This is a genomic window from Rhodococcus opacus B4 (assembly GCF_000010805.1).
Taxonomy (GTDB): Bacteria; Actinomycetota; Actinomycetes; order Mycobacteriales; family Mycobacteriaceae; genus Rhodococcus_F; species Rhodococcus_F opacus_C.
The window spans coordinates 4,418,139-4,438,648 of the sequence record NC_012522.1 but is presented as its reverse complement, the minus strand read 5'-3'; the positions used below and the strand labels follow the sequence as shown (position 1 = coordinate 4,438,648).

Annotated in this window: 15 protein-coding genes; 6 read left to right on the top strand and 9 right to left on the bottom strand. The window is 69.2% G+C overall.

All coding sequences use genetic code 11. From position 1 onward, the window contains the following. Window positions 1-81: 81 nt before the first annotated feature. Together ROP_RS20465 and ROP_RS20460 are read left to right on the top strand one after the other, a co-directional pair. A complete protein-coding gene (locus ROP_RS20465; RefSeq protein WP_012691317.1) occupies window positions 82-1,533 on the top strand; it encodes an FAD-binding oxidoreductase in 1,452 nt (483 codons plus the stop codon). Next, window positions 1,530-2,831, top strand: coding sequence for a class I SAM-dependent methyltransferase (locus ROP_RS20460; RefSeq protein ID WP_012691316.1), 1,302 nt, complete (start codon window positions 1,530-1,532; stop codon window positions 2,829-2,831). Before ROP_RS20465 ends, ROP_RS20460 begins: the two co-directional genes overlap by 4 nt. A gap of 30 nt (window positions 2,832-2,861) precedes the next feature. Here ROP_RS20460 and ROP_RS20455 read toward each other — a convergent pair whose 3' ends face one another. The 3 genes from ROP_RS20455 to ROP_RS20445 form a co-directional block, all read right to left on the bottom strand. Then, window positions 2,862-3,899 (bottom strand): type IV toxin-antitoxin system AbiEi family antitoxin domain-containing protein, encoded by a 1,038-nt coding sequence (locus ROP_RS20455; protein WP_012691315.1) that lies wholly within the window; start codon window positions 3,897-3,899, stop codon window positions 2,862-2,864. Window positions 3,900-4,053: 154 nt separating this feature from the next. Further along, window positions 4,054-6,192 (bottom strand): 3-hydroxyacyl-CoA dehydrogenase NAD-binding domain-containing protein, encoded by a 2,139-nt coding sequence (locus ROP_RS20450; protein WP_012691314.1) that lies wholly within the window; start codon window positions 6,190-6,192, stop codon window positions 4,054-4,056. 29 nt (window positions 6,193-6,221) lie between these two features. Further along, on the bottom strand, window positions 6,222-7,436 hold the full coding sequence (locus ROP_RS20445; protein WP_012691313.1) for an acetyl-CoA C-acetyltransferase: 1,215 nt from the start codon (window positions 7,434-7,436) through the stop codon (window positions 6,222-6,224). 235 nt (window positions 7,437-7,671) lie between these two features. Here ROP_RS20445 and ROP_RS20440 point away from each other — a divergent pair, with 235 nt between their 5' ends. After that, the gene (locus tag ROP_RS20440) at window positions 7,672-9,321 is read left to right on the top strand and encodes an amidase (protein WP_012691312.1); all 1,650 of its coding nucleotides are present in this window, start codon (window positions 7,672-7,674) and stop codon (window positions 9,319-9,321) included. Between the two features lie 10 nt (window positions 9,322-9,331). Here ROP_RS20440 and ROP_RS20435 read toward each other — a convergent pair whose 3' ends face one another. From ROP_RS20435 to ROP_RS20420, 4 genes are all read right to left on the bottom strand, one after another. Beyond that, window positions 9,332-10,006: a response regulator gene (locus ROP_RS20435; protein WP_012691311.1), complete on the bottom strand. Its 675-nt coding sequence runs from the start codon at window positions 10,004-10,006 to the stop codon at window positions 9,332-9,334. Beyond that, entirely contained in the window at window positions 10,003-11,940 is a 1,938-nt protein-coding gene (locus ROP_RS20430) for a sensor histidine kinase (protein ID WP_043825057.1), read from the bottom strand. The genes ROP_RS20435 and ROP_RS20430 overlap by 4 nt, the downstream gene beginning before the upstream one ends. A gap of 44 nt (window positions 11,941-11,984) precedes the next feature. Then, on the bottom strand, window positions 11,985-12,683 hold the full coding sequence (locus ROP_RS20425) for a hypothetical protein (protein WP_012691309.1): 699 nt from the start codon (window positions 12,681-12,683) through the stop codon (window positions 11,985-11,987). A gap of 76 nt (window positions 12,684-12,759) precedes the next feature. Next, complete coding sequence (locus ROP_RS20420) at window positions 12,760-15,003, bottom strand: DNA polymerase III subunit gamma and tau (RefSeq protein WP_012691308.1); 2,244 nt, start codon at window positions 15,001-15,003, stop codon at window positions 12,760-12,762. Window positions 15,004-15,202: 199 nt separating this feature from the next. Between ROP_RS20420 and ROP_RS20415 the strand changes: the two genes are divergently transcribed. Continuing rightward, a complete protein-coding gene (locus tag ROP_RS20415) occupies window positions 15,203-16,549 on the top strand; it encodes an ammonium transporter (RefSeq protein ID WP_043825052.1) in 1,347 nt (448 codons plus the stop codon). A gap of 6 nt (window positions 16,550-16,555) precedes the next feature. Here ROP_RS20415 and ROP_RS20410 read toward each other — a convergent pair whose 3' ends face one another. Beyond that, window positions 16,556-17,149, bottom strand: a complete 594-nt coding sequence (locus tag ROP_RS20410) for an HhH-GPD-type base excision DNA repair protein (protein WP_012691306.1) — start codon at window positions 17,147-17,149, stop codon at window positions 16,556-16,558. Window positions 17,150-17,235: 86 nt separating this feature from the next. Beyond that, a complete protein-coding gene (gene fes / locus ROP_RS20405; protein ID WP_043826715.1) occupies window positions 17,236-18,459 on the bottom strand; it encodes an enterochelin esterase in 1,224 nt (407 codons plus the stop codon). Between the two features lie 72 nt (window positions 18,460-18,531). On the opposite strand from fes, the gene fepB reads away from it, so the two are divergent. After that, window positions 18,532-19,542: a Fe2+-enterobactin ABC transporter substrate-binding protein gene (gene fepB / locus ROP_RS20400; protein WP_012691304.1), complete on the top strand. Its 1,011-nt coding sequence runs from the start codon at window positions 18,532-18,534 to the stop codon at window positions 19,540-19,542. Between the two features lie 85 nt (window positions 19,543-19,627). Beyond that, window positions 19,628-20,464: a DUF1206 domain-containing protein gene (locus ROP_RS20395; RefSeq protein WP_012691303.1), complete on the top strand. Its 837-nt coding sequence runs from the start codon at window positions 19,628-19,630 to the stop codon at window positions 20,462-20,464. The last annotated feature ends 46 nt before the right edge of the window (window positions 20,465-20,510 follow it).

Below are 20,510 nucleotides of genomic sequence, written 5' to 3'. Positions count from 1 at the left end.
GCGCCGATATGCGTGGCTTGAACCCCCGGAGAGGGATAGCGTCAAGGTGTGGCTGCCTCTTCGGTTGAACTACTGAAAAGCATGCGGGAGGGTGGACGCCCCTTCCGTGCGCATCGCACTCTGCCCGTCACGGGAATCGACGCTCACCGCGCCGGCGTCCAGCGTCTCCTCGCGTCCTACCGTGCGATTCCCACGGACGCCACGGTGCGGCTCGCGAAGAAGACGTCCAACCTGTTCCGGGCCCGAGCGCAGACCAGCGCACCCGGCCTCGACGTCTCCGGCCTCGGCGGGGTCATCTCCGTCGACCCGCAGGCCCGGACCGCGGATGTCGCCGGGATGTGCACCTACGAGGACCTGGTGGACGCCACCCTGCCGTATGGGCTGGCGCCGCTGGTGGTTCCGCAGCTCAAGACCATCACCCTCGGTGGCGCGGTCACCGGCCTCGGCATCGAGTCGACGTCGTTCCGCAGCGGGCTGCCCCACGAATCGGTCCTCGAGATCGACGTCCTCACCGGCAACGGCGACATCGTCACCGCGACACCGGAAGGCGAGAACTCAGACCTGTTCTGGGGGTTCCCCAACTCCTACGGAACCCTCGGCTACTCGACCCGTCTGCGCATCCAGCTCGAGCCCGTCAAACGGTATGTGGCACTGCGGCATCTGCGTTTCGACTCCCTGAACGAGCTGCAGTCGGCGATGGATCGCATCGTCACCGACCGCGTCCACGACGGCGTCCCCGTCGACTACCTGGACGGCGTCGTCTTCACCGAGTCCGAGAGTTACCTGACACTGGGCCATCAGACCGACGAGGGCGGACCCGTCAGCGACTACACCGGGCGGAACATCTTCTACCGCTCCATCCAGCACAGCTCCGTGAACCACCCCAAAACGGACAAACTCAGCATCCGAGACTACCTGTGGCGCTGGGACACCGACTGGTTCTGGTGCTCGCGCGCCTTCGGCGCCCAGAACCCCACCATCCGCAGGCTGTGGCCGAAGAGGCTCCTCCGCAGCAGCTTCTACTGGAAGCTCATCGCCCTCGACCACAAGTACGACATCGGCGACCGACTCGAGCAGCGCAAGGGCAACCCGCCGCGGGAACGCGTCGTCCAGGACGTCGAAGTGCCCATCGAGCGCACCGCCGACTTCGTTCGCTGGTTCCTGGACGAGATCCCCATCGAGCCGCTGTGGCTGTGCCCGTTGCGGTTGCGGGAACCCGCCCCCGCCGGAGCGTCGTCGCAGCGCCCGTGGCCCCTGTACCCCCTCGAACCGAAACGCACGTACGTGAACATCGGCTTCTGGTCCTCGGTACCCATCGTCCCGGGCCGGCCCGAGGGGGCGGCGAATCGACTGATCGAGGACAAGGTCAGCGACTTCGACGGACACAAGTCCCTCTACTCCGATTCGTACTATTCACGAGAAGACTTCGAACGCCTCTACTACGGCGGCGATCGATACACGGAACTGAAAAAACGCTACGACCCCAAATCACGATTACTGGACCTTTTCTCCAAGGCGGTGCAACGTCGATGACAACTCTGAAAGCTTCACGCTCGCAAGACCACAAGCTGACCATCGCAGAGATTCTCGAAACTCTGTCCGACGGCATGCTCCCCCTGCGGTTCTCCGCCTACGACGGCAGCGCCGCAGGCCCGGAGGACGCCCCCTACGGCCTCCACCTCAAGACGACCCGCGGCACCACCTACCTGGCGACCGCCCCCGGCGACCTGGGCATGGCCCGGGCGTACGTGTCCGGCGACCTCGAGGCCCGCGGCGTCCACCCCGGCGACCCGTACGAGATCCTCCGCGTCATGGGCGACGAACTGCACTTCCGTCGTCCGTCGGCGCTGACGCTCGCCGCGATCACGCGCTCACTCGGCTGGGACCTGCTGCGCCCCATCGCCCCTCCGCCGCAGGAGCACCTCCCGCGGTGGCGGCGCGTCGCGGAAGGACTGCGGCACTCCAAGTCCCGCGACGCCGAGGTCATCCACCACCACTACGACGTCTCGAACACCTTCTACGAGTATGTCCTCGGCCCGTCCATGACCTACACGTGCGCGTGTTACGAGAACGCCGAGCAGACCCTCGAAGAGGCCCAGGAAAACAAATACCGTCTCGTCTTCGAGAAGCTCGGCCTCCAGCCCGGCGACCGCCTCCTCGACATCGGTTGCGGCTGGGGATCGATGGTCCGGTTCGCCGCACGCCGCGGCGTCAAGGTCATCGGCGTCACCCTGTCCCGCGAACAGGCCGAATGGGCGCAGAAGGCCATCGCAGAAGAAGGGCTGTCCGATCTCGCCGAGGTCCGGTTCTCCGACTACCGTGACGTCCCCGAAACCGGCTTCGACGCCATCTCCTCCATCGGCCTCACCGAGCACATCGGCGTCGGCAACTACCCCTCCTACTTCGGTCTGCTGCAGAGCAAACTCCGCGAAGGCGGCCGGCTGCTGAACCACTGCATCACCCGGCCTGACAACCAGAGTCAGGCCCGCGCGGGCGGCTTCATCGACCGGTACGTTTTCCCCGACGGCGAACTCACCGGCTCCGGGCGCATCATCACCGAGATCCAGAACGTCGGACTCGAGGTGCGGCACGAGGAGAACCTGCGCGAACACTACGCACTCACCCTCGCCGGATGGTGCCAGAACCTCGTCGACAACTGGGACGCCTGCGTCGAAGAGGTCGGGGAAGGCACCGCCCGCGTGTGGGGCCTCTACATGGCCGGGTCGCGACTCGGCTTCGAACGCAACGTCGTTCAGCTGCACCAGGTCCTCGCCGTCAAACTCGGCCCCAAGGGCGAGGCGCACGTCCCGCTCCGGCCGTGGTGGCAGTAGGCGCTTCGCGCCCGTGCGCCTTTTTGGTTGCTAGGACAACCAGAAAGGCGCACAGGCCGGGCACGGCATCTCCCCCGGCCTGACCCACCCCTCCCGCACCAGGACGGTCTCCACTTCACGGGCCACCACGCAGGGATTCTTCGTCACCTCGTCGAACCCGTAGACCAGTCGCGGCCGCCCCTGCAGTTCCGCGGCGTTGTCGCGTCGACGGTCCCGGAATGCGACCTCCGCCATGGCATGCGCGCGGCGACCGTCCAGTCGCACGATGAGCGGTACACCGTGATCGGAGTAGTCGCAGTCCTCGAAGAGGGTGCGTCCGTCCACGACCACGGGTGACTGCCGCCGCGCCCGGGGAAGCCCGTGCGCATCCTCGACGTCAGTGGCGTAGCGGTATTCGAGCACCGACTGGACTCCGTCGGCCAGCATGCGTACCGCGTCCACGAGCGCCTTGCGGTATCGACGCGGGCGTCGCTCCTCCATGCGTCGCCGGATGTCGCGCAGTGGGATCCGGGCATTGGTCACGAGGGCGATGAGCCGGGTGTAGGCGTCCCGGGCCGTGGGCTCGGCGATGGCGAGGTCGAGTGCGGTGTCGGCTCGCGACGTGCGTGGCGGGTCGGTGTCGACGGCAATGTATTCGTGTGCCCTGGATCGATGTACGACGACGCCGGGATGTAGTGGTGTGGACACCGCAATCGGATTGCCCGGCTTACGTGACGGACGCATGCCCGTCGCGTTCTGGCACCGCGATGACTTCCCGTACGGCACCGTGATGTGGATCGGCTCGCCGTCTCGGGGTACGACCATCCCCCATTCCTCGGCGGCGGTGACGTGGCTGAGCATCGAATGCCCGCCACCGTAGAGCAGAGCGGCGGACAGGATCATGTCGCGGGTCAACGGGCCGTTGGTGACGGCGTAGACGCCTTGGAGAACACGGCGCCACTGCCCCGTGTCCAGGAGATGACGAACCCTGCCCCGAGTGAAGCCGAAGGGCTCGAGTTGGGCCTGCGTGACGATTCCGAACTGGGTGTCGACGAGGCGCTGGAAGTCTGGGATATCGATGTCGGTCATACGGCGCATCGTGCGATGCGCATCCGACTCCGAAGCCGACAAAAACGCGGTTATCCACTTTGCCTGTGGATAACCGCGAAGTTGTGGATAACCCTCCCCGTGCGCCTTTTCGGTTGTTGCAGCTACCAAAAAGGCGCACGGGCGGCGGAGCCGCCTACTTCAGCGACGCCGGCGGGGTGAAGCGCTCGCCGTACTTGGCGGCGAGTTCTTCGGCGCGCTTGACGAAGCCGGCCCGGCCGCCGTCGTAGCCCTGGATGTACTGCGACACACCGCCGGTCCAGGCGGGGAAGCCGATACCCATGATGGAGCCGATGTTGGCGTCGGCAGTAGTGAGGAGCACGCCCTCGTCGAAGCACTTCTGCGTTTCGATGGCCTCGATGAACAGCATGCGTTCGATGAGGTCCTGGAACGGCACTTCGAGTTCCTTGGAACCGAAGTTCTCCCGCAGCCCGGGCCACAGGCCGGCGCGCTTGCCGTCGGCGTAGTCGTAGAAGCCGGCGCCGCCGAGTTTGCCCTTGCGGTCGAACTTGTCGACCATCGTGTTGATGACGTCGCCTGCCGGGTCGGCGGGCAGTTCCTTGCCTTCGGCCTTCGCGGCTTCCGCGGTTTCCTTGCGGATCTTCTGCATCAGCGTGAGGTTCAGCTCGTCGGACAGCTGCAGCGGTGCCGCCGGGTAGCCGGCCTGCATGCCTGCCTGTTCGATGGTGGCGGGCTCGATGCCCTCCGCCAGCATGGCGATGGCCTCGTTGATGAACGTGCCGATGACGCGGGAGGTGAAGAAGCCGCGCGAGTCGTTGACGACGATCGGCGTCTTGCGGATGGCCTGCACGTAGTCGAAGACACGGGCGAGGGCCTCGTCGGATGTCTTCTCGCCGCGGATGATCTCGACGAGCGGCATCTTGTCGACGGGCGAGAAGAAATGGATTCCGATGAAGTCCTCTTGGCGCTTCACACCCGTCGCGAGGCCGGTGATCGGCAGCGTCGACGTGTTCGAGCCGAGCAGCGCCTTCGGGTCGACGATGTCTTCGATCTCCTGGAACACCTTGTGCTTGAGGTCCTGCGACTCGAAGACGGCCTCGATGACGAAGTCGACACCGGCGAAGTCGGCGGGGTCGGCGGACGGCGTGATGCGGTCGAGGAGCGCCTTCGACTTCTCCTCGGTGGTCTTGCCCCGCGACAGCGCCTTGGCCTCGATGCCCTCGGAGTACGCCTTGCCCTTGTTGGCGGCCTCGATGGTGACATCCTTGAGGACGACGTCGAAGCCGGCTTTCGCGGAGACGTAGGCGATTCCGGCGCCCATCATGCCGGCGCCGAGCACACCGACCTTGGTGATCGGGGTCTTCTCGATGCCCTCGGGACGGGACGCCCCGGAGTTGATGGCCTGCAGGTCGAAGAAGAACGCCTGGATCATGTTCTTCGCGACCTGACCGGTGACCAGCGACGTGAAGTAGCGGGCCTCGATGAGGAGCGCGTTGTCGATGTCGACCTGCGACCCCTCGACGGCAGCGGCCATGATGGCGCGCGGCGCCGGCATGGGCGCGCCCTTCAGCTGCTTGCGCAGGTTCGCGGGGAACGCGGGCAGGTTCGCGGCGAACGCCGGGGTGGACGGGGTGCCGCCGGGGATCCGGTAGCCCTTCTTGTCCCACGGCTGGACGCCGCCCTCGGGGTTGGCCTTGATCCACGCCTTCGCGGCGGGCACCAGTTCCTCGACGGAGGCGACGACCTCGTCGACGAGTCCGACCTCCTTGGCCTGCACCGGTCCCCGCTGCTGGCCCTGGAGCAGCACCTGCATGAGGGCGTTCTGCAGACCGAGCATGCGGACGGTGCGGACGACGCCACCGCCGCCGGGCAGCAGGCCGAGGGTGACCTCGGGCAGGCCGATCTTGACGCCCTTCACATCCGCGGCGACGCGGTGGTGCGTGGCCAGCGCGATCTCGAGTCCGCCACCGAGCGCGGCACCGTTGATGGCGGCGACGACGGGCTTGCCGAGCGTCTCGAGGCGGCGCAGATCCGACTTGATCGCGACACTGTGGCTGTAGATCTCGTCGGCGTTCTCCGGGCCGACCTTGATCATGTTCTTCAGATCGCCGCCGGCGAAGAACGTCTTCTTGCCGGACGTGATCACGACACCGGTGATGGAGTCCTTCTCGTCGACGAGGCGGTCGACGGTCGCCTTCATCGAGGAGATGTAGGCGTCGTTCATGGTGTTCGCGCCCTGGTTGGGATCGTCGATGGTGAGCACGACGATGCCGTCGGCGTCCTGCTCCCAGTTGATGATGTTCTGCTCGCTCACTGCTTCAAGTCTCCTGATGGTCCGGGCGGTCAGACGCGCTCGATGATGGTGGCGACGCCCATACCGCCGCCGATGCACAGGGTGATGAGGGCGTACCGGGCATTCCGGCGCTCGAGCTCGTCGATCATGGTGCCGGTGATCATGGCGCCGGTGGCGCCGAGCGGATGCCCCATCGCGATGGCGCCGCCGTTGACGTTGAGCTTCTCGTCGGGGATGTTCAGATCCTTCTGGAACTTGAGCACCACGGACGCGAACGCCTCGTTGATCTCGAACAGGTCGATGTCGTCGACGGTCAGACCGGCGGCGGCGAGCACCTTCTTCGAGGCCGGGGTGGGGCCGGTGAGCATGATCGTGGAGTCGGCGCCGCTGGTGGCCGTGGCGACGACGCGGGCGCGCGGGGTCAGGCTCATGTCCTTGCCTGCCTGCTCCGACCCGACGAGCACCAGTGCGGCGCCGTCGACGATGCCGGAGCTGTTGCCGCCGTGGTGGACGTGGTTGATCTTCTCGACCCAGTGGTACTTCTGCAGCGACACCGCGTCGAAGCCGCCCATCTCGCCGACTCCGGCGAAGGACGGGTTGAGGCCCGCGAGGTTTTCGAGGGTGGTGCCGGGACGCATGTGCTCGTCCTGGTCGAGGACGACGAGGCCGTTGATGTCCTTGACCGGGACGACGGACTTGGCGAAGTAGCCGCCGGTCCACGCCTTCGCGGCGAGGTCCTGCGAGCGGACGGCATACGCGTCGACGTCCTCGCGGGAGAAGCCCTCGATGGTGGCGATCAGGTCGGCGCCCACGCCCTGGGGGACGAAGTAGTTGTCGTAGTTGGTGGCCGGGTCGAGCGCCCACGGTCCGCCGTCGGAGCCCATCGGCACGCGGGACATCGATTCGACGCCACCGGCGATGACCAGTTCGTCCCAGCCGGACCGCACCTTCTGCGCGGCGGTGTTGACGGCCTCGAGGCCGGACGCGCAGAACCGGTTCAGCTGGACGCCGCCGACGGTGTCGGGCAGTCCGGCGTCGTTGACCGCGACGCGGGCGATGTCCATGCCCTGGTCGCCGACGGGGGTGACGACGCCGAGAACCAGGTCCGAGATGCGATCCTCGTCCAGGTCGGGGAAGCGGGCGCGGAGCTCGTCGATCAGGCCGGTGACCAGCGAGATCGGCTTGACCGAGTGCAGCGAACCGGTCTTCTTTCCGCGGCCGCGCGGGGTCCGGATGGCTTCATAAATGAATGCCTCTGTGGTCACTGTGGAGTGTTCCTTCCTTATCTGCGTCGACGCCGACCGTGCACACGGCGCTCTGCACGGGGCATACCCCGGCACGTCCACCTTAGAACGTGTTGCAAAACAGTAGGAAGGACCGAAGCGATCCTGGATCGTGACCCAGGCGATCACGACCGGGCGACCTCGACCCTGCCCGGCCCACCGTTTCGTGCTGTAATGGCGCGGCGCTCGACGCGACCCGAGCGGAGGAGAAAACGCTGTGACCACCCGACTGTCCCGCCGGCAACTGTTCGGCGCCGCGACCGCGGGTGCGGTAACCGTTGCCGGGCTGGGGCGTGCCGGCGCGACCGCGAGCCCGGCCCGGCGCCTGCCCTCGCCCGCCTCGATTTCCGCGTCCGATCCGGCACTGCTGAGCGCCGTCGAGGCGGCGTCGCTGTTGCAGTCCCGGGCGCTGCATCCGCGCGAACTGCTCGACGCGTGCCTGTCGCGCAGCGCCGCGCACGACGGCGGCATCGAGGCGTGGATCCGGATCTACCCCGAGCAGGCCTACGAGGCCGCGGAGTCGGCCGCGCGGCGACTGGCGGCAGGGTCCGCGCCACTGGTCTGCGGGTTGCCGATCGCGCTGAAGGATCTGTACGCGGTGGCCGGGCTGCCCGTGACCGCGTCGAGTGGCGTCCTCGACGGCAACATCGCCGCCGGCGACGCCGGGGTGTGGCGGCAACTGCGCGACGCGGGCATGGTGCTGATGGGCCACGCGCACACCCACGAGTTCGCCATCGGAACCGCGACGCCGCAGGTCGGGAACCCGTGGGACGTCCGGTATTCGCCGGGCGGCTCGTCCGGTGGGAGCGCCGCGGCCCTCGCCGCCCGGTTCGCGCCCTGCGCGCTGGGGACGGACACCGGCGGGTCGTTGCGTATCCCCGCGAGCGCGTGCGGGATCACCTCGATCAAACCGACGTTCGGGCGGTGCAGCACCAGCGGGGTGATTCCGCTGACCTGGACGCGCGATCACACCGGTCCGATGGGCCGCAGTGTCGCCGACGCCTCGCTGCTCCTGAGCCACATGGCCGGCGTCGACGTCGACGATCCCAGCACGTCCGTAGGCCCCGACGTTCCCGCGGAGGGGTACCCGCTGACGGCTGTGGGCGGGACGCGTCCGCTGTCCGGCAAGCGCTTCGGGCTTCCGCACGGTGTCGCCGACGACCTGCCCGGCTCGATCGGGACCTTGTTCGCCGGGTTCCTCGACGGAGTCCGCGCATTGGGCGGCGAGATCGTCGACGTCACCGAGCCCGAGGTCCCGACGGGTCTGCTGAGCGGGGATTACGCCGAGTTCGGCTCGTATCACCGGCAGTTCGCGGACCGCCTCCCGGCGTACGACCCGGAGTCGGCGCTCGCGGCGACCGCGGCGATGGCGAGCCTCGTCCTGCCTGTCGCCGACTACTTCGCCCTCGAACGCGCGCGCCTGCGTTTCCAGCACGACTACAACCGGATGTTCGCCGACCACCGGCTGGATGCGATTCTGCGTCCCGGCGCGCCCACCGACGGGGTACGTCGCGACGCCCTCTCCGACTCGAGTGTGTTCGCCGGTGCGCGGGAGAACTATTTCTGGGCCAATTACACGGGTGCCCCGGTCGTCTGCACGCCGGTCGGCCGGTCCGCGGCCACCGGCATCCCGTTCGGCGTGCAACTGGGCGGGGTCCCGTGGTCCGAGGCGGCGCTGATCTCCATCGTGCTGGAACTGCAGGAGGCGCAGCCGGTGTGGCGGGATCAGCCGCCGCTCGCCGACGCGCCCCGGCAGATCCCCGAGGTGCGGGTCGCGGCCCCGGGCGCCGGGCCCACCGCGACCAACACGGACGACACCGGTCCGGGCATCCGATTCGTGCCGACCACCTCCACTGCGGCGGTGTGACTCCGACGCCTCAGGTGTCGAGTCCGAGGCCCGCGTCCCGCGCCCGCACGATGGCTGCGGGACGGTCGGGCACGCCCAGCTTGGCGAGCACGTTCGACACGTGGTTCCGCACCGTCTTCGGGCTCAGCACCAGTCGGCGCGAGATGCTCGCGTTGTCGTAGCCGCGGGCGACGAGGTCGAGGACCTCCCGTTCGCGGTCGGTGAGTTCGGGGAACACCGCGGGCTCCATCCGGCGCGAGGCGGCCATGAAACTCATCGCACGGGCCGCCACCGCGGCGCCGAGGATCATCTCGCCGTTGGCGACCGCCCGGACCGCCCGTTCGACCTCCCCCGGATCTGCGCCCTTGACCAGGTAACCGCGCGCCCCGGCCCGCACCGACGCGACCAGCGATTCGTCGTCCTCGTGCATGGTGACCACGAGCACGCGCAGCGCGGGGTGCCGCTCGAGGAGCCGCCGGGTGGCGTCCACCCCCGAACCGTCCCCGAGTTCGAGATCCATCAGCACCACGTCGACGTCCCCGTCCACGACGTCGAGCGCCTCGGCGACGGAACTGGCCTGCGCGGCCACCTCCATGCCGTCCAGCGTCGACAGCAACGCGGCCATCCCGAGCCGGAACACCGGGTGGTCGTCGACGACGGCTACCCGGATGGACGAGGTGGTGGAATGTGTCGTGCCCGCGCTCATGATGCGGTCAACGGTAGCCGGGCGGTGACCACCGTGCCTGTCGGACGGCCGGATTCGATGTGGAGGGTGCCGCCGAGTTCGTGGGCCCGCTCCCGCATCGACCGGGTTCCGACGCCGCCGCCCCCGGCCGGATCGAACCCGCAGCCGTCGTCGTGGATGACGACCGTCAGCACCTCCCGGGCGAACGTGGCGTCGACCCGGCAGCCGTCGGCACCGCTGTGACGGCGCGCGTTGGTGACGGCCTCGACGACGATCCCGTACGCCGCCGCGCTGATCTCCGCGCCCAGTCGCGGCGGCGGATCGGCCTGCACCCGCAGCTGGAATCCGCTGCGCGACTGGTTGGCCGCCAGTTCGTGCAGCGCCGGGACCAGTCCGAGTTCGTCGAGCACCGGCGGGAACATGCTGCGCGACAGCTGCCGGACGCCCTCCACTTGATGGTCGAGTTGCTCCTGCAGCGCGTCGATGAGTTCGGCGGCGGCGACCGGATCCGAGCCGAGCAGGTTCCGGGCGCCCTGCAGGCCGAGCCGGATGCCCGCGAGCGACGGACCCAGCCCGTCGTGGAGTTCGCGCCGGATCATCTGCCGCTCCTCCAGTCGCACGGACGCCAGCCGGCGTCGCGCCTCCTGCAGGTTCTCCGCCGACTGCAGCACGACGAGACCGGCCGTCACCACCGCCGACAGTTCGGTGAGCGACCGGCGGGTGCGCGTCCCCAGCGCTTCCCCCGGCGGCGCTGTCACGACCATCGTCCCCAGCGCCGCGCCGCGGTGGACCAACTCCACCGACTCGGCGGGCCCCGTCGCCGAACCCCATACCGCGGCAATCCCGCTGGTGCGCCGCACGGTCACGGATTCGAGCCGCAACGCGACGCCGACACCGGCAGCGAGACCCTCGAGGAGTTGTTCCGGGGTCTCGGCGCTGCCGAACTGCCTGCCGAGGGTGCGGACGGCCCGCGCAGGATCCTCGCCGTACACCAGGCGGTGAACCCTCCGCTGCAGCCACAAACGCACCGGCTGCACCGCGACCGCGACGACACCCGCCGCGACCACCTGCGCCCCGGCCGAATCACCGTCGGGCAGCAGCGCCGTCAGGGCCGTCGCCACCACCACGTACAGCACCAGCAGCAGGACGGTGAGAGTGCCCGCCACCGTCGCGCGGCTGACGGCCAGATTCAGCCCCCACATGCGCTGGCGCAGAATGCACACCAGGATCGCGACCGGATAGAACGCCTGAACAGCCAAGTGCACCAACGGGTTGAGCACCCACAGTCCCGGCATCGACGCGGGCAGCACCAACGGGATGTACGCGGCCGTCATCAGCGCCGTGCCCAGACACATCCACCCGAGACCCACACGCTCGGCGGGCGGGCCGTGACGCCACCTCCACCCGCAGTCCGCTGCCGCCGCGAAGCCGGCCACGAGCACCGGCGCGATCACCCAGACCGCCGGGATCCCCGTGAACGTGCGTGCCCAGAAGTACCAGACCGTCGCGGCGATACCCGCGAGGACACCGCATTTCGCGCCGACGCCGAGCGGGTGGTCGCGGATCAGCCACGGCACGATCAGGAACAGACTGAGCGTCCCGGGAATCCACGCGGTGTTCTGCAGCGGCGACAGCGCGTCGACCCACGGCAGCCCCGGACGCACGAGCGCGAGTTGCGTGTAGCTGTAGCTCAGCGCGGCGATACCCACGCCGATCGCGGTGAGGCCCAGAATGATCGGCACCGGGTGCACCCGGCGGGCGAGGACGACGCCGGCCACGGTCCCGTAGACCGCCGCCCCGACGACGTCCACCAGGAAGAACAGCTGATTCGAGCCGATTCCCGGATCTGCCCGGACGAACGCCACCACCGACAGAACGACCAGAACCCACGCGGACACCGCCATGACAGCAGCGGGTACGGGCGCACCGCCCGCACCCGCCGACCCCTCGGTCATTCGAGTGTCCTTCTGCTTCACCATGATGCGAACGAGTATCTCCCCTACTCGCGCACGGTGTCGGCGAAAGCGAATCCGATCGCGCTCACCAGCACCCACAGCGGTCCGGTGAACCCGGCGAGGTACTGCAGCGGTGAGACGCCGATGACGGCGGTCACCAGGCCCAGGACCAGGCTCACCCAGCCGATCCACCGCGGGCCCGCGTGTCCCCGGAGCAGTGCCGCGGCCACCGCCAGCGCGCTGACACCTGCGCCCGCCCACAGCCACGCAATCGTGCCCATCCAGTGGCCGCCGACCACCGCGAACTCCGGCACCAGCCGGCTCGTGTCACCGAGGCCGAACACCAGCTCGGTGGTCAGCCCGGTCCCCAGCAGGCACGCCGCCGACGTCAGGACCAGCCCGAACGCCGCGACCGACGGCAGGATGCTCTCGGCGGGCAACGCTGCCCGCAGGCGCTGGGACAGCCCGGCGGCGAAGACGAGGATCAGCAGCGCCGCGGTCATGATCGACACGTGCATCACGAGAATCCCGGTGCGCTGGCCGGCGAGGCCGTTCATGATGGCGACCGCGTCGCCGGCCGACGCCTCCACGTACACCGCGTCGACCGACATGCTCGCCTGGATGCCGACGATCCCGGCCACACCGGCCAGGATCCCGACGTACGCCCACCACCGGCCACTTCGCGGTCGCGCGGTCGCCGGGACCTCGTTCTGCACGCCGTCTGGAACATTCACTGTGCTCATGAGACGACGATCGGGCACCCGGCGTCCCGGGCACCAGGGGCGATTGTCCCGACGTGCCGGGACCGCGCCGCCCGGTTCAGCCCTCGAGCTTCTTCGCCCCGAGCATGTCCTTGAGCAGTTCGAACGCCACGTCCTCCGGGTCACGGCGTGTCGCGGGGTCGACGGGTTCCGCCGCCTCCTTGAACATCTCTTCCTCGTCCTCGGGTGTGGAGACGGGCGGCGTCGACGACACGGCCTCGTAATCGACCGGCCCGGGATCGTCCGGATAGTCGGGAGCTTCCGGCGGCGGGATGTCGTCGTCCGGCTCGGACGACGGTCGTGCCTGCGCCGCACCCGGACCCGCGTCGGAGTTCCGCGTGTCGGACTGCTGCTGCGGCGGGCGCTGCGCCGCCCTCTCCTGGCTGGGACGGGAGAACCGGGGAGCGCCTGCCGGCTTCGCCGGCGCCGCCGCGGCCTTCGCGACCGGTGGAGGCGGCGCCGTCGGGGCGCCGGCCTGATACTCCACTTCCCAGGTGCCGCCGAACATCTCGGACAGGACCTCGGCGATCACCTGCGCGTTGTGCGGCGACGCGATCCGGGCACCCAGGTTGGGGACCGGGTGCGCCAGGATCAGGCGGTTGCCTTGCACGTCGTGCACCGTCGCGGCCGACAACATCGCGGGCAGGATTTTGTTCCGCTGACTCACCTTCTCGCGCAGCGAATTCCAGGCCTCGCGCAGTGTGGCGGCATCCGGACCCGCCGATGCGGCAGGTGCAGCTTCCACCTCGGGTGCGAGCGGCGGCTCCGGTTCTGGAGTCGGCTCGGGTTCGGGAGCAGGCGTCGGCTCAGGCGCCGGTTCGGGCACGGGCCGCGGCGTCGGCTCGGGTTCCGGCATCGGCTCCGGAACGGGCGCCGGCTCGGGCTGTGGTGTCGGCTCCGGAACGGGAGTCGGCTCGGGCTGTGGCGTCGGCTCCGGTTCGGGAACGGGAGCCGGCGTCGGCTCCGGAACCGGCCGCGGCATCGGTTCGGGTTCCGGCTCGGGCGGCGGGGGCACGGTGGCCGCTGCGGCCTGGCGCATGGACGGTCGCTGGAACTTCGGCTCCGGTTCCGGCTCGGCGGGCCGTTCGGGCGCGCGAGCCGGCGCTGCCGCAGGGTGTTCCCCGTCGACAGCAGGCGCCGTCCCGGCGGGCGGAAGTCCGCGTTCGACGCGTTCGAGTCGCTGCAGCACGGCCGACTCCGCATCGGACGCCGACGGCAGCAGCATCCGGGCGCACATCACCTCGAGCAGCAGCCGGGGGGCGGTGGCGCCGCGCATCTCGCCGAGTCCGGCGTGCATCACCTCGGCGTACCGGGTGAGCGTGGCGGGACCGATCCGCTGGACCTGGGCGCGCATGTGCTCGAGCACGTCGCCGGGAGCGTCGACCAGGCCGCGCTCGGCGGCGTCGGGGACCGCCTGCATCAGGATGAGGTCGCGCAGGCGCTCGAGCAGGTCGACGGCGAACCGCCGCGGATCGTGCCCGGCGTCCATCACCCGGTCGACCGTCCCGAACAGCGCGGCACCGTCGCCGGTGGCCAGCGCGTCCACGGCGTCGTCGATCAGCGCGACGTCGGTGACACCGAGCAGCGCGAGCGCGCGCGGGTAGGTGACGCCCTCGTCGCCGGCGCCGGCGAGGAGCTGGTCGAGGATGCTCAGCGAGTCACGCGGGGATCCCCCGCCGGCCCGGATGACCAGCGGATACACCGGGTCGGCGACCGGAACGCTCTCCTGCTGGCAGATCTTCTCCAGCAGCCCCCGCATCGTCGTCGGCGCGAGCAGCCGGAACGGGTAGTGATGGGTGCGCGAACGGATGGTCGGCAGCACCTTCTCGGGTTCGGTGGTCGCGAAGATGAAGATGAGGTGCTCGGGCGGCTCCTCCACGATCTTGAGGAGGGCGTTGAAACCCGCCGTGGTGACCATGTGGGCCTCGTCGACGATGAACACCCGGTACCGCGACTCGGCGGGCGCGTAGAACGCGCGGTCGCGCAGTTCACGGGTGTCGTCGACGCCACCGTGGCTGGCCGCGTCGAGTTCGGTGACGTCGAGGTTGCCCGACCCGCCGGGTCCGAGCGCCACGCACGAGGGGCACGAGCCGCACGGCGTCGAGGTCGGGCCCTCCACGCAGTTCAGCGATCGGGCCAGGATGCGGGCAGACGACGTCTTGCCACAGCCGCGGGGACCGGAGAACAGATACGCGTGGTTGATCCGTCCGGCGTCGAGGGCGGTGCTCAGTGGTTCGGTGACGTGCTCCTGCCCCACCACCTCGGCGAAGGATGCGGGTCGGTACTTCCGGTACAGGGCCACGCGGAAAGACTACCGGCGGTCCCCGACAGCCCGGCCCGGGTGGTCGAAGCGCCTGCTCGGGGCCCAACTCACAGGTGGAAATCCGGACCCGACCGGATTGCGTAACACGTTCGCAACGCATCGGCATCACAGTTGAAACGGCCCGCGGTCATCGTGATTTTCCGCGCCTGGTTTCGTCCGGGTGTGTGAGGAGAATGTCGTGCCTGCAATCGACGCCGGAGCAACCGCCTGGCTTCTGATCAGTACCGCGCTGGTCCTGCTGATGACCCCGGGGCTCGCCCTGTTCTACGGCGGGATGGTCCGCTCCACCGGCGTACTGAACATGATCATGATGAGCTTCGTGTCGATCGCGCTCGTCACGGTCGCGTGGCTGGTGGCCGGGTACTCCCTCATCTTCGGCGACGACATCGGCGGCGGACTGATCGGCGGGCTCGAGCACCTGGGGATGGCGGGCATCGACCCGACCACCGTCCACGGGCAGGTCCCGGAGATCCTGTTCGCCACGTTCCAGCTGACGTTCGCGATCATCACCGCCGCGCTGATCAGCGGTGCGATCGCCGACCGGGCCAAGTTCTCGGCCTGGATGATCTTCGTGCCCGTCTGGGCCCTCGTCGTCTACGCGCCCGTCGCGCACTGGGTGTGGAACCCGCAGGGCTGGATCGCGCAGTTCGGCGCCCTCGACTACGCGGGCGGGCTGGTCGTCGAGATCGTGTCCGGCGCGTCCGGCCTCGCATTGGCTCTGGTCCTGGGCCCGCGGCTCGGATTCAAGTCCGAGTCGATGCGCCCTCACAACCTGCCGCTGGTGCTGCTCGGTGTCGGACTGCTGTGGTTCGGCTGGTTCGGTTTCAACGCGGGCTCGGCGCTCGCCGCCGACGGCACCGCGGCCGCGATCTTTCTGAACACCCTCGTCGCCGGCTGCACCGGCCTGCTCGGCTGGCTGCTCGTGGAGCAGAAGCGCGACGGTCACCCCACCACGTTCGGTGCGGCGTCCGGCGTCGTCGCGGGCCTGGTCGCGATCACCCCGTCCTGCGGCACCGTGAGCATGGTCGGCGCGGTGATCGTCGGCGCGGTCGCCGGTGTGGTCTGCTCGTTCGCCGTCGGCTGGAAATTCCGCCTCGGATACGACGACTCGCTCGACGTCGTGGGCGTACACCTCATGGGCGGCATCGTCGGCACGATCCTGATCGGGCTGCTCGCCACCGAGGTGATGACGGGCGGCGCCGAAGGCCTCCTCTACGGGGGCGGGTTCGCGCAACTCGGCAAGCAGGTGCTGGCCGTGGTGGTGGTCGCCCTGTACGCGTTCGGGGTGACGTTCGGGCTGGGCAAGCTGATCGACCGGATCTTCGGGTTCCGGGTGAGCGCCGAGGACGAATCCTCCGGCATCGACCTCGCACTGCACGCCGAATCGGCCTACGAACACGGCGTGCTCGGCCACGGACCGATCGGCGGCGGCCAGGGCAACAGCGTCTTCCCGTGGATGCACGACGCCGAACGCAGGCGGCAACTCGACGTGGAACGGAAGCAGAAGCCTGACGCCACGGAGTAGCAGTGCCTACTTCTTCTTCGCTGCCGCGGCCTTCTTCGCCTCGGCCTTCGCGGCCTTCTTGAACTCGCGGACCTCGTGGAGGCTCTTGTCGTCCACGACGTCCGCGATCGAACGCCGGGATCCCTCGGTGCCGTAGTCGCCTGCCGCTTCGCGCCAGCCCGTCGGCTCCACACCGATCTGCTTGCCGAGCAGCGCCAGGAAGATGCGGGCCTTCTGGTCGCCGTACCCCGGCAGTGCCTTCAGCCGCTTCAAGACTTCTTTGCCGTCGGGGTCGCCGCTGGTCCACAGCGCCTCGACGCTGCCGTCGTAGTTCTCGACGAGGTATGCGCAGAGCGACTGGATGCGGGTGGCCATCGATCCGGGAAACCGGTGGACGGCGGGAGTCTGTGAGCAGACGGCCGCGAACTCGTCCGGATCCATCTCCGCGATGCGGTGCACCTCGAGGCCGCCGATCCGGTCGTCGAGTTTCTTGGGGCCCGCGAACGCCGTCTCCATCGGAACCTGCTGATCGAGCAGCATCCCGATGAGCAACGCCAGCGGATCACTCGAGAGGAGTGCGTCGGCGTCCGGATCCCCTACCAGGTTCAGCGTGCGTGCCATGATTCGATCCTGCCATCCCACCATCGGGCCGGTGCGACCTTCACCGAGACGGGCGGTTTACTCACAGAGTTATCCACATCACTGCATTACTGCTGGGTAGGGCCCAGCATTGCCGCGATTCCGCCGATCAGTCCGTCTCGCCAGTGCAGCGCGTCGTGGCCTCCGCAGAACTCCCGGTACCGCACGTCGTGGCCGGCGTCTACCAGCAGGTCGCGGACTTCGCGGGCGGGTTCGACGAGCATCCATTCGAGTGTCCCCACCTCGATGCCGAACCGGCTGCGCGACGGGGCGGCGGCGCGGACGAGGTCCTGGAACGACACTCCCGGCCCGGATCCCGGCCACCAGAACGACCCGGACAGGCTGACGGCGCACCCGAACACGTGCGGCGCGGTCAGCGCGAGGTAGCAGGCGGTCAGACCGCCCAGGCTGCAACCGGCCACGATCGTCGATGCCGGGTCGTCGGTGACGGCCCATTCCCGTCGCAGCCACGGGAGCAGTTCTGCGGTGAGACCGGCGGCGAATGCGGGGCCGCAGCCGAGTTCCCCGGTTCGCAGTTCGGGTCCGACGCTGTCGACCATCACGACGAGCGGAACCCGGTGCCCCGCAGGTCCGAGCGCGTCGACGGCGCCCGCGATCGGCAGGTCGACCGCCCACGTCCGGCCGTCGAACAGCACCACCACCGGACGGGATCGAGCGGCGAGTCCCGGCGGTTCGTAGATCCACACCGACCGTCGCGTGCCCGACAGCGGGAACGTCGTCTCGTGGAGTTCGCCGCGGCCGGGCCGGTCGGTCCACCAGCGCTGCGCGGGCGCGGCGGGCATCGCTGCCTCGGAGCAGTCGCCGGCCTGCACCGGACGGGTGGGCAACGGGTTGAACGGGTCGGGTCGTGCGCCGGCGAGCACGTCCCGCCACCACTGCCAGCCCGGGGTGTCGCCCGGCCCCGACAGCTGATCCGCACGGGGAATGAACCGGTAGGCGCCACGCCAGTTCTCGGGGACCTCGATCGACAGCGACCACAGGTCGGTGCCGGCCAGCCGCGTCAGCGCGGCCCGTTCCGGCCGGGATCGGTCGGTGATCCCGTTGGCGTCGAGGTAGACGTGCCGCGTGCGCGAGCCGCGTGCGTCGCCTTCCGGGTCCCGCCAGCAGAACGTCGCGATCACACAACCGCGGTCGGCTCCGTCCCGTTCGACGAGGGGGCTGCCCGCGGCGGCGAGTCGGTCCCAGAACGCGGGGAGGTCGTCGGGCCCCAGGTCGTCGATCGCTCGTGTGCGCACGACGCGGCGCTCCGGTCCGGGCACCCGTTTCAGCATCCACTTCCCCATTCGAATGTAGGTAACGCTAGCCTAAATCAGATTCCTTACCCCTGCGAAAGAGAGTCCACTGTGAAACTTCGCCGCTCACTGGCAGCTGCCGCTGTCCTCGCCGTCGGGATCGGCGCAGCCGCGTGCTCGTCCGATCCCGCTCCCGAGTCCGCGACCACCGGCACCACCGCTGCGTCCGACCAGGGGTGGCCGCGCACCGTCACCGACGAGACGGGCAGCGTCACGATCGAGCTCGAGCCCGAGCGGATCGTCTCGACCAGCGTCACCCTCACCGGCTCGCTGCTCGCCCTCGACGCACCCCTGATCGGCACCGGCGCCCAGCGTCCGAGCGACGTGACCGACGAGAACGGCCTGTTCACGCAGTGGGCCGACATCGCCGCCGAGCGCGGCGTCGAGACGCTCTACCAGGGCGAACCCAACGTCGAGAAGATCACCGCCGCAGATCCGGACCTCATCTTCGTGTCCGCGACGGGCGGCGACTCGGCGGCCGATCAGGTGGACACGCTGAAGCAGATCGCGCCCGTCGTGGTGCTGCGGTACGACGACAAGTCGTGGCAGGACCTCAGCGATCAGATCGCGGCCGCCATCGGGGCCGAGGACCAGGCCGACGCCCTCGTCGCGAAGTTCGACCAGCAACTCGACGACGCCAAGGCAGCGCTCGGCGGCAAGGTCGCCGCGGCGAACCCGGTGAACGTGCTCGCCTACAACTCGCCCGAGGAGTCGCGGATGTTCACCGCCGAATCGGCGCAGGGCATTCTGCTGGAACGCCTCGGATTCTCGCTCGCCGAGCTGCCGGCCGACATCAACTCCGCCGACAAGGGCATCATGGCCGGCCGCAAGGACGTCGTGCCTGCCGGGCAGGAGAACCTGCCCCGGGCGGTGCCCGGCAACACCACGTTCATCGTGATCGGTGACGCGGCGGACGCCGAGCGGTTCCTCGCGGATCCGACTCTGCAGCAGACGCCGTCCGTGGAGAAGAAGCAGGTGACCGGACTCGGCAAGGACAGCTTCCGGCTCGACTACTACAGCGCATCCAACCTGATCGACCGCGTCACGAGCTCAGTGCAATAGCGCTCACCCGGTGTCGGCCCGGCCGATACCGGGTACGACTACGGTCAAGGGACTCCGGTCCGTCGCACGACCCGAAGGACACCCGATGGCCCAGAACGAAGCGAACCGAGCCAGCGGATTCAGCGGAGCCGTGGATCGCGCTACGGACAGCACCACGTTCGAGCGGGTGGCCCGCGCGGGACACGTGATGAGCGGTTTCGTGCATCTGCTGATCGCGTACATCATCCTCCAGCTCGCGTTCGGCAGCGGCGGCAACGCCGATCAGTCCGGGGCGCTGGGCACGCTGGCGTCGAAACCCGGGGGGCGGTTCGTGCTCTGGGTGGCGGCGATCGTGTTCGTCGCGATGGCGCTGTGGCGGCTCGCCGAGACGATCGTCGGCCCGCACCCCTCCGAACAGTCCGACGGGAACGACGGCGGGACGTCGGCGATGGATCGCGTCAAGGCGCTCAGCCTGGCCGTCGTCTACTTCGCGTTCGCGTTCTCGGCAGTCCAGTTCGCGCGGGGCGGCGGCAAGTCCAGCGGCGAGCAGAACGCCGGACTCAGCGCCCGGCTGATGCAGTCCGGCGGCGGAAAGTTCGTCCTGATCGTCGTCGCTCTGGTCGCCATCGGCGTCGGCGGCTACCACGTCTACAAGGGGGCGGCCAAGAACTTCCTGGACGATCTGAAGGGCACCCCGTCGAGGTTCGTAGAACCGCTCGGCGTGGTCGGGTACGTGGCCAAGGGGCTCGTCATCGCGGGTGCCGGCGTGCTGGTGATCGTGGCGGTCTTCAACTCCGACCCGTCCAAGGCCACCGGCATCGACGGCGCGGTGAAGACCCTCGGCTCGGCGCCGTTCGGGCAGTTCCTGCTGATCCTCGCGGCGCTGGGCATCGCCGCGTACGGGGTGTACAGCTTCGTGATGGCGCGCTACGCCAGGATGTAGAGACACGTCCGGCCGCTCACCCGGAACAGGTGAGCGGCCGGACGTG